This is a genomic window from Anaerofustis butyriciformans, from assembly GCF_036289385.1.
In the GTDB taxonomy this organism is placed as follows: domain Bacteria; phylum Bacillota; class Clostridia; order Eubacteriales; family Anaerofustaceae; genus Anaerofustis; species Anaerofustis butyriciformans.
Genome location: NZ_JAYFFH010000001.1, coordinates 26,940 through 42,376, shown reverse-complemented (window position 1 = coordinate 42,376; position 15,437 = coordinate 26,940). Strand labels below are relative to the sequence as shown.

The following is a 15,437-nucleotide window of genomic DNA, read 5'->3' as shown; positions in this document are numbered from 1 at the left end:
TTACGCTTCTTGATATTCATATTTTTTTATTAGATTTAATTCATCTTCGTCTCTTGCGCCAAGAGTAAGAGTTATATCACATTCATACTCTTTTGTAAGAGCTTCCAATTGATCTAAAAATGCTATTGCAGTTTCAAGATGTTTAGCATTTAAGATTTCTAAAATATCATCAATGTATATTTGGTTAATATCATAGTTTCCGGCTATTAAACCACATAAAAATCCGAAAAACATTTCAGGAGATGCTACATGAAATTCAGATGTGTTAATAAATCTGATTTGTGTCATTACTTCTCTTGAATGGTTAAGTGAAGAATCAATATAAACTTGAAGTCCTTTTGCTTCTTTGTTTTCACTGTTAGCTAATTCAATAAGTTTTTGTGTTTTTCCAGTGCCTTCAGCACCACCGATAATTCTAACCATTTTAATCACCTCGTACGTCTTTTTTTATTTTAATTTATTATACAACATTTTAATCAAAATGTGAAGAGCATTTGTAACACAAATTAATTTACTGCCTTATATAAATAAGCAAATAAAAAGACTATTTATATTTATATTTTTCATAATTTTATTTTTAATTCACAAAAAAGAAACAATAAAAAAAGTGCATACGCACTTTTTTTATTTTAGTTTATTTAAACTTTCTCTTACTTCGTTAAGTAATGCTTCATATTTTTTATATTTTTCTTTTTCACCTTCAACTACTTTTGCAGGAGCTTTATCTACAAAGTTTTTATTTGAAAGTTTCTTATCAAGTCTTTCTATTTCACCAATAAGTTTATTTTCTTCCTTTTGAAGTCTTTCAATTTCTTTGTCTTTATCTACAAGTTCTCCCATAGGTATATAGATTTTACCGCCACTTGATACAACACTTAAACTTTCTTCTTTGTCATATTCGCTATCAATAAAACTTATATCTTTAAATCCTGCAAGTTTACATAATATATCTTTACTTGATGCAAAAACATTTTCCATGTTTTTATCATTTGCAAAAATATAACCGTCAGCTTTCTTTGAAGGTGGTATATTCATATTAGCTCTCGCATTTCTTACAGCTCTTAAAGCTTCAACAATAATGCTTATATCATTTTCTTCTTTTGAGAAATTATATTCTTCTCTATATTCAGGATATTTTTCTCCAATAAGCATTCCGTTCTTTCCAGGCATGAAAGAGTAAATATGTTCTGTAATGAAAGGCATATATGGATGTAACATTTTGATTATATCCATAAATACATGGTTTAGAGTATACTGTGTATTAAATCTGTCATTTGCGTTTTCAGAATTTAATCTTGGTTTTGCAAATTCAATGTATAAGTCACAGAATTCATTCCAAATAAATGTATATAGTTTTTCTGCTGCAATACCAAATTCATATTTTTCAATATTTGCAGTAACTTCTTTAACAATTTGATTCTTTCTTGAAATTATCCATTTATCTGTATCATGAAGTGTATCAAAATCAACTTCTTTTTCCACATCAAAATCTTCAAGGTTCATAAGAATAAATCTTGCAGCATTGTTAATTTTATTTGCAAAGTTTCTGTTTGCTTCAACTTTACTTTCTTGCCATCTTGTATCATTACCCGCTTTATTTCCTGTTACAAGAGAGAAACGAAGTACATCGGCACCATATTTATCTATTACTTCAAGTGGGTCAATACCATTTCCAAGAGATTTACTCATTTTTCTACCTTGTGAGTCTCTAACCAAACCATGAATATATACATGATGAAAAGGTGGTTTACCCATTTGTTCTATTCCGGAAAATACCATTCTTGCTACCCAGAAGAAAATAATATCAAAACCTGTTACCAAAACATCGTTTGGATAGAATTTTTCAAGATCTTTGGTATTTTCAGGCCAGCCTAAAGTAGAAAAAGGCCATAATGCAGAAGAGAACCATGTATCAAGTGCATCTTCATCTTGTTTTAATTTAGAGCAGCCACATTTAGGACATTTTTTAGGTGCATTTTTGCTTACTACCATTTCACCGCATTTTTCACAGTAATATGCAGGAATTCTATGTCCCCACCATAACTGTCTTGAAATACACCAATCTTTAATGTTTTCCATCCAGTTAAAGTATATCTTTTTAAATCTATCAGGAACAAATTGTACTTCAGCGTTTTTAACAACGTCAATTGCAGGCTTAGCAAGTGGTTCCATTTTTACAAACCATTGAAGTGAAGTTAAAGGCTCAACTGTTGTTCCACATCTGTAACATGTTCCAACATTATGCATATGATCTTCTATTTTTTCTAGTAAGCCAGCTTCTTTTAAATCTTCTACGATTTGTTTTCTTGCTTCTTTTGTTGTTAAACCTTGATATTTTCCACCAAGTTCATTTATTGTTCCGTCATCATTAAATACTCTTATTTGTTCAAGATTATGTCTTAGACCTACTTCAAAGTCGTTAGGGTCATGACAAGGTGTAATTTTTACACAACCTGTACCAAATTCTTTATCTACATAATCATCAAATACAATAGGAATTTCTTTGTTTACAAGAGGTAAAATCAAAGTTTTACCTTTAAGGTGAGTATATCTTTCATCATCAGGATTAATCGCAACAGCACTATCCCCTAACATTGTTTCAGGTCTTGTTGTTGCAATTACAACATACTCATCACTATCCTTAATAGGATATTTTATATGCCATAAATGACCTTTTTGTTCTTCATATTCAACTTCTGCGTCACTTAAAGCAGTTCTACAGCTTGGACACCAGTTTATTATTCTGTTTCCTCTATATATAAGACCTTTTTCATAAAGTCTTACGAAAGTTTCTTTTACGGCTTCGCTTACACCTTCATCCATAGTAAATCTTTCTCTTGACCAGTCACATGATGCACCAAGTTTTCTTACTTGATTTGCTATTTCTTTTCTGTAAGTTTTAGCCCAATCCCAAGCTTCTTCTAGGAATGCTTCCCTGCCTAAATCTTGTTTTGTTTTTCCTGTCTCTTCCTTAATTTTATCAACAACCTTTACTTCTGTTGCAATACTTGCATGATCTTCACCAGGTAGCCATAACGCAGCAAAACCCTTCATTCTTTTATATCTTATAAGAATATCTTGTAAAGTATCATCAAAAGCATGACCTATATGAAGCTTTCCGGTAATGTTAGGAGGAGGCATAATTATGGTAAAAGGTTTTCCATCTTTATTTACTTCAGGTTTAAAATAACCACCTTTTTCCCATTTTTCATATATTTCGCCTTCTATTTTTGAAGGATTATATTGTTTTTCCAATGTTTGTTCACTCATTTTACAACCTCGTTTTTTTATTTATTAAGCTCCAAAAACTTTTATAAATGTTGCCATTATAAGCATTAGTCCCATAGGAATGGCAAATAAAGCTAATATTTTAAAATATCTTTCATCAGGGTCTACATGATCAAGACGTCTTACAAAAAAGGCGCCTAGACAAATCATCAAAACACCGACTAATCTAACTATCCATATTTTCATTTTGACACCTCTAAAAATTTACAAATTATAAAATTTATGATAACAAATATAGCTTTTTTTGTCAATGAATTAGCCTTACTCACGTTATAAACATTAAAGAATAAATTATCATAAAATATATAAAAATATAAGTTTAACAAAGAATTATATTTTTCTATAAAATAAAAAAGACTTCAAACTTATGAAGTCTTCTCATTAATCGTCAAACTCTTTTGAATAATTGTAATCAACTTTTATTAATTTTCCACCAAGTTTCTTTTTGTTAAGTTTATCCTTAACATATAAATACGTTCCTAAGGCTCCAATTATCATTACAGAACCAACTACAGATGCTAAAATAATTTTTCCGGTATTGTTCTTTTCCATTGTTCGATCCTCTCTTAAAATTTATATTATAATTATACATCACACAAGATAAAATTTCAAACATTTAATCTAATTCTAATACTAATTTAAGAGTTATTATCCCTAAAAAAGTAGCTATATCATCTATATTTTTAATTCTTTTCACTTTGATTTCCATAGGGTCATATTCCTTTAAAAATACAGATGAAAAACTTCTTTGTATACATACTATAGGTTTATCATTTTCTATTTCATCAATACTGGAAACATTAACGGTAGATTTTTCATCTAGTCCATATGATATTGTTTTTATATTAAAATGCCTTATATTTATTTTACTGGCAGAATTAACTATTAATATATCAGATAAGTTTAAAGCCTTACGTAAATTAATAATTTTATCCTTTTTTGATATTTTATCTATTAAAGTTATTTTAAACTTTACATTTTTACTATCTTTACAAAAATGTGCATGTTTTAATATATTTTTTAATGATATTTTTTTATCCATAAAAGAATAAATCTTTATTCTTTCCCCATTAAGTTCAATACATAATTCTTCCAAATCTATTCTCCTGATTTTAATAATATTATCTTTTCAATTATGTATGTTTATTATTCAAAAAAATAAAAAAACCATATCAAAAGATATGGTAAATGGGCAAAAAAATGGTGACCCATCGGAGATTCGAACTCCGGACACCTTGATTAAAAGTCAAGTGCTCTGCCAACTGAGCTAATGGGTCACTTAATATTTGACAGCTTAATTAGTATACTAGAACATTCAAAATTTGTCAATACTAAATTTAAAATTTATTTATATAATTTTCAATCACTTTTGACAAAAAAATGGTGACCCATCGGAGATTCGAACTCCGGACACCTTGATTAAAAGTCAAGTGCTCTGCCAACTGAGCTAATGGGTCACTTAATTAATCTGACAGCTTAATTAGTATACTAAAACATACAAATATTGTCAATACTTTTTTATTTTTTTTATATTTTTTTTATTTATATATATTATTATACTGAAAAGCCGGTTTTTATTCATATATTTTTATCTTTTATTAAGCTTATTATTTTATAAATTTACATATTATAGATATTATTTATCACTAAATAACTTATTTATTATTAATTTGTAAAAAACATTATAAACTTATGGAAATAAAAAGAAAAATCATTATAATTTATATAAATAAAAGGAGAAAGATATGAATTATTTAAAATATAGAGAACATAAAGGAAAAGAATATTTTGATTTTCCAAATGACTACTGCGTAATCGATATTGAAACCACAGGGCTTGACTCTGAATACAATGAAATAATAGAAATAGGAGCACTTAAAATTAGAGGAACTAAAATAAATGAAGAATTTTCAATTTTGGTAAAACCTCAAAAAGAAACTATTTCTGAGGAAATACAAAAACTAACAGGTATTGATAATGAAATGGTTAAGGATGCCACCAATATAAAAGATGCAATACTTAAGTTTAATGATTTCGTTGGAAAAGATATTTTAGTTGGACAAAACGTTAATTTTGATATAAATTTCTTATATGATAATTATGAAAAAAATACAAATTTTTATCTTAGTAATGATTATGTAGACTTACTTAAAATATCAAGAAAAATAAGTCCTGAATTTGAAAATCATAAACTTGAAACACTTTTAAAAAAATTAAATATACAAAGAGACCAAAAACACAGAGCTTTATCAGATTGTATAGACACATATCACTGCTTTGAAAAGTACAGGAATATTATTTTAGAGCAATATGGTGATATAAATATGTATAAAATGATATTTAACTTATAAAAAAAGAACATACATAATGTATGTTCTTTTTATTTTAATTTTAATAAAAATAACTTTCAATATTATTATTTATATCATTTATATCATTGGTTCCTTCTTCAAATAAATCGTTCATTGCAGAATTCATATTATCAACATTCCAGTAACCTTCATCATCTTTACTCAAAATCATTGTTACTTCTTTTTGTTCAAATTTACCTTCTTTTGCTGCATTATTTATTTCTTTTGTAAAATTCTCCATTAATTTATTTGTAATATCACTGTCAGAAGCAGAAGTATTATCCATAAACCATTTAACACTATCTTTCATGGCTTGATCATAAGCCTTACCAAAATCAATCACAGAAAATGATACTTTTGCATTAGCCTTATCCCCATCTTCTTCAACGCTAATTATTTCATAATTAAGATTTTTATATATAGATAACATAAATTCATCTATTCCACTTGATTTAAAATATTGAAGATCATCTCCAAAGTATTCTTTATATTGTTCATCAACTTCTTCACCATTTATATATTTTTCCAATACTTTATCTTCGTCTTTACAGCACATAATATCTAAGTATGTTTTCAAAAAATCTTCTGGTTTTTCTCCTCCACATCCTGTCAAACTAAATATGACAAAAATTGACATAATTAGAGCTATAATCTTTTTCATAATTTCCACCATCCTTTTGTCTTATAAATTATAAATATATTATACCATAAAACTTTTAAACGTTATCAATATTTATTATTTTTTATAAAAATATACAATATTTTACAAAACCAGCAATCTAATTTTATTTTATGATATAATAGTTAAAACAATTTCAGGAGTATAAAAATGATAAATAAAGTAATAAAAACAATAGAAGAATTTTTAAATGGAAATATCCAAAAAGACGTATTCATAAAAAAATTACATAAACTTATCGATAAAAACCATGAAAAATTATATAAAGAAGATGAAGAAGTTGCAGATTTAATAACAAATGAACTTATTGAAATATGCGATAAAAATATTAGGAACAGTGAAGAATTTATGGAAGAAATAAGTGCAATATTTGAAGAAATAAAAATCATAATAGAATTATAAAAAGAGAATGTAGTAACATTCTCTTTAAATTTTTATTCGTATAAACTTCCTCCGATAAATTCTTTTAATAAAGATACACCAGGAATAAATTCTTCTGATTGTATATCTTTAAATAAAGACAAGAAATCAATAAGATGTTTTGCTTCATAATAATATTTATTATCATGTTTTATCTCTGATAAAAGAGGAAGAGCATATTTTTTAAGTACAGGAATTTCATAAATTAAAGTTGAATTAATAATATAATCAGCTTCTTCCCTATAAGGAACAATATTTACCTTCTCTCCTTCTCTTACATCTTCCCACATACTTATGGTATCAGTAGCACTGTTACCTCTAAAATGTGCGTCTCTTACAATTCTTCTTAACATTCTTATTTTTGATGTTGTAATTCTATTATATTGATCTATTCCCATAACTGTTAATGGGGCAATGTATATTTTAAATTTTTCACTTTCCGGAATATCTAGTGTAAGACGTTCATTAAGTCCATGAATACCTTCAATAATAATTGGACTATGCTCGTCAACCTTTATTTTCCTTCCTGTTTTTCTTCTATGACCGGTTTTAAAATCAAATATAGGTATGCTAACCTCTTCTCCTCTGATAAGCCTTATTAAATGCTCATTAAACAAAGGAATATCGATTGCTTCTATTGACTCATAAAGAGGCTTACCATCTTCATCTCTCGGAGTAAGTTCTCTATTTAAGAAGTAATCATCAAGTCCTATTGTAACAGGACTTAATCCTCTAGCCATAAGATGTGTTTTTAGTCTTTTTGATGTCGTAGTCTTACCGGAAGAAGAAGGTCCGGATATTAAAATAATTCTTTTTTCATCTTTTGAAGTAATTATTTTATCGGCTGCTTTTGCAATTAAATACTCATGTCTTGCCTCACTTGCCAAAATAAGTTCTTCACATTCTCTATTCTCTATTTTTTTGTTTAAAGATGCTATATTTGTTACATTAACATCTTTTAACCATTTATCAAAAGCTTCGTATTCATTAAATAATTTGGGATTATCATAAAAAGCATGAAGTTTATTAGGATGACGCTTATCACACCCAAGCAAAACTGCTCCATGATTGTATTTTATTATATCAAATATTTTCAAATATCCGGTAGATGGCAATAAGTCACCATAGAAATATCCATAACAATCACCTAATTCATACAAGGTTAAAAGACTTTTATCATCTAAATAATCAACAACTTCTTTATTTGTTAAAAAAATATTTTTATTTATTGATTCTTTCATTTCTTCTTTTGTAGTTTTTAATTTTACAATAGGAAAATTAAAATCTATAAATTCTCTCATTTTTTCTTTTAACTTTAAAATATCATCTTCAGATAAATCACTTTCATCTTTATATTCAAAAAATATACCGCCTCCAATAGAATATCCTATGGAAATTTCTCTATTTTTAAAAATCTTTTTTGAACTTACCGCAAGTAAAAACAATAATGTTTTTTCATAAATCTTTTTACCTAAAGATGTATTAAGATAAACAAAACTAAAATCACAATCTTCTTTAAAATGATAATTTAAACTTTCAACTTCATTATTAACAAGACCTCCTACTATTATGTCTTTTTTATCACTTAGACTAGCAAGGTCTTTAATAGTTGTATCTTCTTTTATATTTAATATTTTCTTATTATCAAATTTTATCCTTATCATGTTACTTCTCCTTTAACTGCAAATATTTGCTTACTCCTTCAAGATAATGAATAGGATATTTATGATCTAAATACACCTTCAATTCTTTATTAAAAGCATCATAAGGTATAGACTTCCTTCCACCTTTCATTGCATTATTATAATACTTTATTAAGGTTTTTATGTCTAAAATAAAATATTCATCAAAAATTTTAAAATGGACAAGTAAGAATGCAATACCGCCTTGCATATCAAACTTATCCATAAATCTTACTTGATGTTCATGTATATTAGCAATGGGAAGACTTTTCCCCGAAATTTCTTTTGCATCAAAACAAACTGGTATACCTTGAATATTACCAATATAATCAACGGTACTTTTTTCATCAAAATAAGCAAGAGATATTACTCCTCTTTCATTATCAAGTCTAACCGGCTTTATTGCCGTAGGAATCTTTTGAACAACAGCCAAATCATCATCAAAGTACACCTTATTGGTTCTGTTTATCAAATCCTCAAATTCGCTTCCTCTAAGACCTCTGCTTTCCCAGTACCCCATTTTTTCTCCTTATTAAATTATAATTCTTCGTTATTTCTTCTTTTTACTCTTATATTTTTTCTTTCTTTTTTTCTCTTTTTATATTTTTTTTGTCTGTAAATATATATACCTATAGATATCAAGACAGTCAATAGTATTATACCGCCGACAAAGTAAGAAAATATAACAGACGTTCCATTATTATTTTCTTGATTTTGAACTTGTGTATTTTGAGTGTTTTGAGTATTTGAAGTCGTAGCTTTTTGTTCTTGTTTTGTAACAGTAGTAAGCTCTGCTTGTGTAGGAATATATACATCAGTTATCTTATAAGTGTCAATTATTTTATTTATTGTAGATTTATTTTCGGACATATCAGCCATGTATGAATCTATTTGAAGAATATAAAGTCCTCCATTATTAACTGTAAGATAATACTCACCTTCACTTTTTACACTTTTCCCTTCATAAGAACATTTCCATGCAGGTATACCACTAATAGTGGTTTTACTTATCTTATAATCATAACTGCTTTTAGCATCGTCTAATATATCTTTAAAATAATCTTTTATGTAATCTTCATTATTCCAAGTATCTTTTACAAAATTACTTTCTATATAAACTTGTTTTCTAAGTAACTCTTTTTTAGACAATTTATTGTTCTTTAAGACTTCTTCGTAAATATCACCATATGAAACTCTAACCGTTAAATTAAAATTTACAGGAAACTCTCTAGCATTTTCACTTATTTTTTCCATATCGCTTTTTGCGGAAGAAGGAATTTCAAAACTCATATGCAAATCTTCATTTGAATATGAAACAAATTTTTCAGCCGCAAAAATATATGGTGTAATTATACTTATTATCATAAAAAAAACTATCAAGCCTACAATTATTCTTGCAATTAATTGTTTGGTTTTAGATTTCATATTACCCTCCTAATAGATACTATTGATAATGATATCATATTTGTTTTTTTTTATCAATAATGTTTAATTTACATAGTCAAATCATATATTAAAACAAAAGGAAATAATTTCAAACATTTAAAACATAATTTTTTTGAATTTCAGATTAAATTCAGTAAAAATTTCATCTAACTTCAAATTTTATAATTTTAAATTATTTCTAACAAATCAATCTTTCCAAATAAAACAAAAAAGCTGCAATCCTTTAAATAAAAGGACTGCAGCTATGTAAAAAGAAATTATGGATTTTATTCCCAAGGTTTTAAAACAACTTTAATAGCTTCACCTGTTTTAACTAATTCGATACCTTTTTTGATATCTTTCAAAGGAATAACGTGTGTGATAAATTTAGTAGCATCGATTTTACCTGTTGTAATAAGTTCGATAGCTTTTCTAAATACTGATGGAGCGTAAGCGTAACCACCGTATAATACAAGTTCTTGATAGTGAATTAAGTTAGAGTCAAAAGCTACGTGACAGTTATCTTTTGGAAGACCACCGAATAAAATAACTTTTCCTCTTGGTTTTAATAAGTGTGTAGCTTCAACTTGAACAGAACCTACTGGGCAAGCTGTAATAACAACGTCAGCACCGATACCTTCTGTTTCTTGCATAACGAAATCATGTAAATCACCAGCAACAGGGTTTACGAAATCATCTGTTGTATCAAATCTATGAGCCATTTCAAGTCTGTGTTCGCTTGGTTCAGAGATAATAACTTTTTTAGCTCCTCTTGCTTTTGCAACAGCACTATGTAAGTTTCCTAAAGGACCAGCACCGATAACAACAACTACATCACCATCTTTTACGTTTGCGAATTCTTGTGTAGAGTAAACACTTGATAATGTTTCAGCTAATGGGATTAAGTCTAAGTTAAATCCTTCTGGAACTTCTACGATACCATCATCTGTACAACAATCAGCTGGGATTGGAACATATTGAGCATATCCACCAGGCATTTCAGAACCTAAAAGTTTTTTATTGATACAATGGTTTTGTAAACCGTTTTTACAGAAATAACATTCACCACAAAGTTTGATAAGTGGATTTAAAACTACTCTTTTTCCTGCTGGATATTTTGCATTATCACTTTTTTCGATTACACCAGCAACTTCATGACCTAAAATATGTGGAGGTGTAACATCTTTATGACCAGAACCAAATGTTCTAATATCAGAACCACAAAGACCTACTGCTTCAACCTTTACTAAAATACCACCTTCTGGACATTCAGGTGTTTCAACGTTTTCTAAACCAAAATCATTTGGTCCTCTAAATACGACTGCTTCCATTATAATATTCTCCTTAAAAATTATTTTTTTATTTGTTTTATTTTTTTGTTGAATTGATTATAACACAAAGTCAAGCAGAATAAAATATATAAATTAAAACTTTTGTAACTTGATAAGGTTTACATTTTAAATTTTTGATTTTGCCATGTTACAAATGTCACATTTTATACTTTTTAAGGAGGAAAATTAAATAAATGTTAAAAAAAATATGGTATTTTCTTATTCTCTTTTCGGTAATTTTTGGAATTTTCACAGGCAAAACAAATAATATTGCAAATGCATTTTCATCCGCAGGACAGGACAGTGTAAAAATATGTTTTTCTCTCATCGGAACAATGTGTTTTTGGAGTGGAATAATGGAAATAGTTTCAAAAAGTAAATTAACCGATAAAATAAATACTGTTTTTAAACCAATTATAAATATACTATTTAAAGATATAAAAAAGGATAAAGAAGCCTCAAATGCTGTTATTTTAAACCTTTCCGCAAATTTTTTAGGTCTTGGTAATGCTGCAACACCTCTTGGAATAGAAGCCATACACAAAATGAATAAACTTAATACAAAAAAAGATACCCTAAGCGATGATATGATTATGTTCTTGATTTTAAACACAACATGCCTACAACTTCTCCCAACCTCTATATTTGCTTACAGAATGTCCTTTGGATCTAAAAATCCAACCATAGTATTCCTTCCTATTTTACTTTCAACACTATTTACAACAATTTGTGGAATCATACTGGCTAAATTATTTAAGAGGGGTAGTAAATGCTAAATTTCATATCTTCTTTTGTAATTATTTCAATTATTCTAGGTATTTTAACCTATGGAATGATAAAAAATATTGATATTTATGCGACATTTGTAACAGGTGCAAAAAAGGGGCTAAAAACAACTTTGAGCATTTTTCCATTCCTTTTGACATTCATCATAAGCGTTAATGTTTTTAAAGAAAGTGGATTAAGCGATTTTTTAATATCTATTCTATCCCCTATTTGCAATATATTCCATTTTAAAAGTGAATTACTGCCTTTAATGATATTTAGACCAATTTCAGGCTCAGGAGCCAGTGCAATTCTTTGCGATATATTTAAAGTATACACGCCCGATTCCTTTATTGGACTTACAGCAAGTATAATGATGGGTTCTACCGAGACAACTTTATATGTTTTAAATGTATATTTATCAGGAGAAAAAATAACTAACCTAAGATATGCCCTTAAAGTCTGTCTTCTTGCAGATTTCTTTGGCTTTATTATGGCTTATATTATATCTTTAATATTTTTTACATAAATAAATTTTTCGTTTTTTTAAAGAAAATTAACAACATATTAACAAAAATTAACATTCTCTTAAGTTCCGTTTTTAAGGCTTTTTTTATGATATATTGTGTTTAAAGAAATTAAAAAATAAATTACATATCATATAAAAGAGAGGGAAAAAATGAATACATTAATTTTAACTGCTCGCTTCGGAATGGGACACATATCCGCAGCAAATGCAATAAAGGAAGAACTTAAATTAAAAAATAATAATTCCAATGTTTACATTGTTGATGTAGTAGATTATCTTTTCCCATCATGGGCAAATTTAATTTACTCAGGATTTAATCATCTAACAAGTAAGTTTTCAACAGTATATAACTTTTTTAATAAAACAGCGGGAAATTACAATGAAACAATACCATTAAAGAAAGCACTTGTTAAAAAATTAGATAGATTAATAGAAGAATATAATACAGATGTAATTATCTCAACAATACCAATTGCATCAAAATATATATCACTATATAAAGAAACAAAAAATATAAATATACCTTTATATACATATATAACTGATATTTCAGCACATAACGAATGGTTAGGCAAAGGAACAAATTTATATTTTGTAGGAAGTAAAGAAACTAAAATTGAATTAATTGGAAAAGGTGTTGAAGAAGAAAAAATACTAATTTCCGGTATACCTGTAAAACAATCATTCAAAAACCTAAAAATAATTAAAGGGAAAAAACAAAAAGAATTATTAATTATGGGTGGCGGACTTGGATTAATACCTGGAATAGAAGATATTTTAAAAACTTTTAACGAAAACGACTCTATCAATGTCACATTAATATGCGGAAAAAATAAAGAAATGTTTAATAAGATGAAAGAAAAATTTCCTAATATTAATGTAGTGGGATTTACAAATGATGTTCATAAATATATGAATAAAGCTGACCTAATAATAACAAAATCAGGCGGAATAACAACATTTGAAGCAATTCACGCACTTTGTCCTTTATATATAATACATCCTTTCTTAATGCAAGAAGTTGGAAATGCTTTATATATAGAAAAAAATGATATTGGAATGATTAAATGGAAGAAAAAAGAAAACATATCAAAAGATGTAATAGAGTTAATCAATGATGAAAAAAGATTAAATCAAATGAAAGAAAATATGAGAAGAATAAAAAAAGAAACTCAAAACGATTATTTAGAAACTATTATATCTGCTTAAAGGTGAAAGACATATGAAAATTTTATTTTATACTATATTAATATTCATATCATTAATAATTTTATACGGAATAATTCCAACTTATGTTTATAAGATAAAACATAAAATAGAAAAAAAGAATATAACAAATAATGGTAAAAATATATACCTTACATTCGATGACGGCCCGGATCCAAAATATACTTTGGAACTTCTTGATATTTTAAAAGAAAATGACATCAAAGCATCCTTTTTTGTAGTAGGTGAATTTGCAAAAAATAATCCTAACATAATAAAAAGAATGCAAGAAGAAGGGCATAAAATAGGACTTCATTGGTATGAACACAAAAGCGCACTCATACAACATCCTCTAAAAACCAAAACGAACTTTCAAAAAGGAATAAATACCTTAAATAATCTAGGCGTAAAAAACCCAAGTTTCAGACCTCCCTGGGGACAATTCAACTGGGCAATGATATACCTTATGAAGTCCTATAATTTAAAACCTTTCCTTTGGGATGTTATGGCAGAAGATTGGCAAAAAAACACGACAAGTGAAATAATAAAAAATAAACTTGAAAAAAGAGTAAAGAACAATGATATTATCTGCCTCCATGACGGACGAGGTAGAGATGGTGCTCCAAAAAGAACAATAGAAGCATTAAAAGAAATTCTTCCAAAATGGAAAAATGAAGGATACATTTTTAAAACAACCGGAGAATAAAATGAAGGATAATAAAATAAAAAATATTTTTAAATCTACAATATTTTTTGTAGTAATGCTTATTCTTACGTCTTATATGTTGTTTAAAGATTCAAATTTAACATCAATAATTGAGACTATTGAAGACGTAAATACAAACTATATACTACTTGCCATTATAGCCATGTGTATATTTATAAGCTGTGAAGGAATAAACATACTTAGAAACTTAAATATACTGGGATATAATGTAGGACTTATAAAAGGAATAAAATATGCCCTTGTAGGATTTTTCTTTAGTTCAATTACCCCATCAGCATCAGGTGGACAACCTATGCAGGTTTATTTTATGAAAAAAGATAACATAGAAATATCACACAGTATAGTAGCTTTACTTATAGAACTTGCAAGTTTTCAAATCAATACTGTAATTATTTCTCTTCTTGGTTTTTTTCTTAATATGAATTTCTTTATGGAAAAAATAGGAAGCATAAAATATCTTTTATTTATAGGAATAACAATAAATATAATTGCATTTTTGTTTATTATATGTGCACTTTTTAATAGAAGATTAATGGAGAAATTATTAAATTTTGCAACAAAAATTTTAACAAAACTAAAATACAAAAATATTGAAGGATTTAAAGAAAAATCAAAAGAACAACTTGAAGAATACGCAAGCGGCGCAAAATACATAAAAAACAACAAAAAAGCACTTATAAAAACTTTAATGATTACATTTATACAACTAACAGCAATGTATTCTGTAACATTCTTTGTATATAAATCTTTCGGACTTTCACAGTTTAATTTTATACAAATAATATCAATACAAGCTGTACTTTATTCATCTGTAATGGCTCTTCCATTACCAGGCGGAGTGGGTGCAAGTGAAGGAGGATTTTTATCACTATTCAAATATATTTTCCCTCTTACACTTACAAGCCCTGCAATGTTACTTTCAAGGGGAATAAACTTCTATTTATTCGTTCTTATTTCAGGACTGGCAATAATGTTTTTTCAACTTATTTATATTAAAAACTCCAACATGATCAAGGAAACCTCATAAGGGTTTC

Annotated in this window: 17 protein-coding genes and 2 tRNA genes; 7 read left to right on the top strand and 12 right to left on the bottom strand. The window is 27.4% G+C overall.

Annotation, left to right across the window (positions count from 1 at the left end; all coding sequences use genetic code 11):
- The 7 genes from V2W16_RS00255 to V2W16_RS00225 form a co-directional block, all read right to left on the bottom strand.
- Positions 1–423, bottom strand: a complete 423-nt coding sequence (locus tag V2W16_RS00255) for a hypothetical protein (protein WP_329379646.1) — start codon at positions 421–423, stop codon at positions 1–3.
- 201 nt (positions 424–624) lie between these two features.
- Entirely contained in the window at positions 625–3,270 is a 2,646-nt protein-coding gene (locus V2W16_RS00250; RefSeq protein ID WP_329379643.1) for a valine--tRNA ligase, read from the bottom strand.
- A gap of 24 nt (positions 3,271–3,294) precedes the next feature.
- Entirely contained in the window at positions 3,295–3,474 is a 180-nt protein-coding gene (locus tag V2W16_RS00245) for a hypothetical protein (protein ID WP_329379639.1), read from the bottom strand.
- 195 nt (positions 3,475–3,669) lie between these two features.
- Positions 3,670–3,840 carry a stress-responsive transcriptional regulator PspC gene (locus V2W16_RS00240; RefSeq protein ID WP_329379635.1) on the bottom strand — a complete coding sequence of 57 codons (171 nt, stop codon included), beginning with the start codon at positions 3,838–3,840 and terminating at the stop codon, positions 3,670–3,672.
- 64 nt (positions 3,841–3,904) lie between these two features.
- Positions 3,905–4,384, bottom strand: coding sequence for a hypothetical protein (locus tag V2W16_RS00235; protein WP_329379632.1), 480 nt, complete (start codon positions 4,382–4,384; stop codon positions 3,905–3,907).
- 105 nt (positions 4,385–4,489) lie between these two features.
- Positions 4,490–4,565 (bottom strand) — tRNA-Lys (locus V2W16_RS00230).
- Positions 4,566–4,669: 104 nt separating this feature from the next.
- A tRNA-Lys gene (locus V2W16_RS00225) sits at positions 4,670–4,745 on the bottom strand.
- Between the two features lie 288 nt (positions 4,746–5,033).
- Between V2W16_RS00225 and V2W16_RS00220 the strand changes: the two genes are divergently transcribed.
- On the top strand, positions 5,034–5,639 hold the full coding sequence (locus V2W16_RS00220) for a 3'-5' exonuclease (RefSeq protein WP_329379629.1): 606 nt from the start codon (positions 5,034–5,036) through the stop codon (positions 5,637–5,639).
- Between the two features lie 40 nt (positions 5,640–5,679).
- On the opposite strand, the gene V2W16_RS00215 is transcribed toward V2W16_RS00220, so the two are convergent.
- Entirely contained in the window at positions 5,680–6,300 is a 621-nt protein-coding gene (locus V2W16_RS00215) for a DUF5105 domain-containing protein (protein ID WP_329379626.1), read from the bottom strand.
- Positions 6,301–6,468: 168 nt separating this feature from the next.
- On the opposite strand from V2W16_RS00215, the gene V2W16_RS00210 reads away from it, so the two are divergent.
- Entirely contained in the window at positions 6,469–6,720 is a 252-nt protein-coding gene (locus tag V2W16_RS00210) for a hypothetical protein (protein WP_329379623.1), read from the top strand.
- A 32-nt stretch (positions 6,721–6,752) separates the two neighbouring features.
- Here V2W16_RS00210 and V2W16_RS00205 read toward each other — a convergent pair whose 3' ends face one another.
- The 4 genes from V2W16_RS00205 to V2W16_RS00190 all read right to left on the bottom strand — a co-directional run bounded on the left by V2W16_RS00205 (position 6,753) and on the right by V2W16_RS00190 (position 11,176).
- Positions 6,753–8,402, bottom strand: a complete 1,650-nt coding sequence (locus tag V2W16_RS00205) for a nucleoside kinase (protein ID WP_329379621.1) — start codon at positions 8,400–8,402, stop codon at positions 6,753–6,755.
- Position 8,403: 1 nt separating this feature from the next.
- On the bottom strand, positions 8,404–8,940 hold the full coding sequence (locus tag V2W16_RS00200; protein WP_329379618.1) for a Holliday junction resolvase RecU: 537 nt from the start codon (positions 8,938–8,940) through the stop codon (positions 8,404–8,406).
- A gap of 17 nt (positions 8,941–8,957) precedes the next feature.
- Positions 8,958–9,845, bottom strand: coding sequence for a hypothetical protein (locus V2W16_RS00195; protein WP_329379615.1), 888 nt, complete (start codon positions 9,843–9,845; stop codon positions 8,958–8,960).
- A 287-nt stretch (positions 9,846–10,132) separates the two neighbouring features.
- Complete coding sequence (locus V2W16_RS00190) at positions 10,133–11,176, bottom strand: alcohol dehydrogenase catalytic domain-containing protein (RefSeq protein WP_329379612.1); 1,044 nt, start codon at positions 11,174–11,176, stop codon at positions 10,133–10,135.
- Positions 11,177–11,370: 194 nt separating this feature from the next.
- Between V2W16_RS00190 and V2W16_RS00185 the strand changes: the two genes are divergently transcribed.
- The 5 genes from V2W16_RS00185 to V2W16_RS00165 all read left to right on the top strand — a co-directional run bounded on the left by V2W16_RS00185 (position 11,371) and on the right by V2W16_RS00165 (position 15,430).
- Entirely contained in the window at positions 11,371–11,952 is a 582-nt protein-coding gene (locus V2W16_RS00185; protein ID WP_329379609.1) for a nucleoside recognition domain-containing protein, read from the top strand.
- On the top strand, positions 11,946–12,470 hold the full coding sequence (locus V2W16_RS00180; protein WP_329379607.1) for a spore maturation protein: 525 nt from the start codon (positions 11,946–11,948) through the stop codon (positions 12,468–12,470). The genes V2W16_RS00185 and V2W16_RS00180 overlap by 7 nt, the downstream gene beginning before the upstream one ends.
- A 150-nt stretch (positions 12,471–12,620) precedes the next feature.
- Positions 12,621–13,679 (top strand): MGDG synthase family glycosyltransferase, encoded by a 1,059-nt coding sequence (locus tag V2W16_RS00175; RefSeq protein WP_329379604.1) that lies wholly within the window; start codon positions 12,621–12,623, stop codon positions 13,677–13,679.
- Positions 13,680–13,692: 13 nt separating this feature from the next.
- Positions 13,693–14,382: a polysaccharide deacetylase family protein gene (locus V2W16_RS00170; RefSeq protein ID WP_329379601.1), complete on the top strand. Its 690-nt coding sequence runs from the start codon at positions 13,693–13,695 to the stop codon at positions 14,380–14,382.
- Between the two features lies 1 nt (position 14,383).
- Positions 14,384–15,430 (top strand): lysylphosphatidylglycerol synthase transmembrane domain-containing protein, encoded by a 1,047-nt coding sequence (locus tag V2W16_RS00165; RefSeq protein WP_329379598.1) that lies wholly within the window; start codon positions 14,384–14,386, stop codon positions 15,428–15,430.
- Positions 15,431–15,437 lie beyond the last annotated feature (7 nt).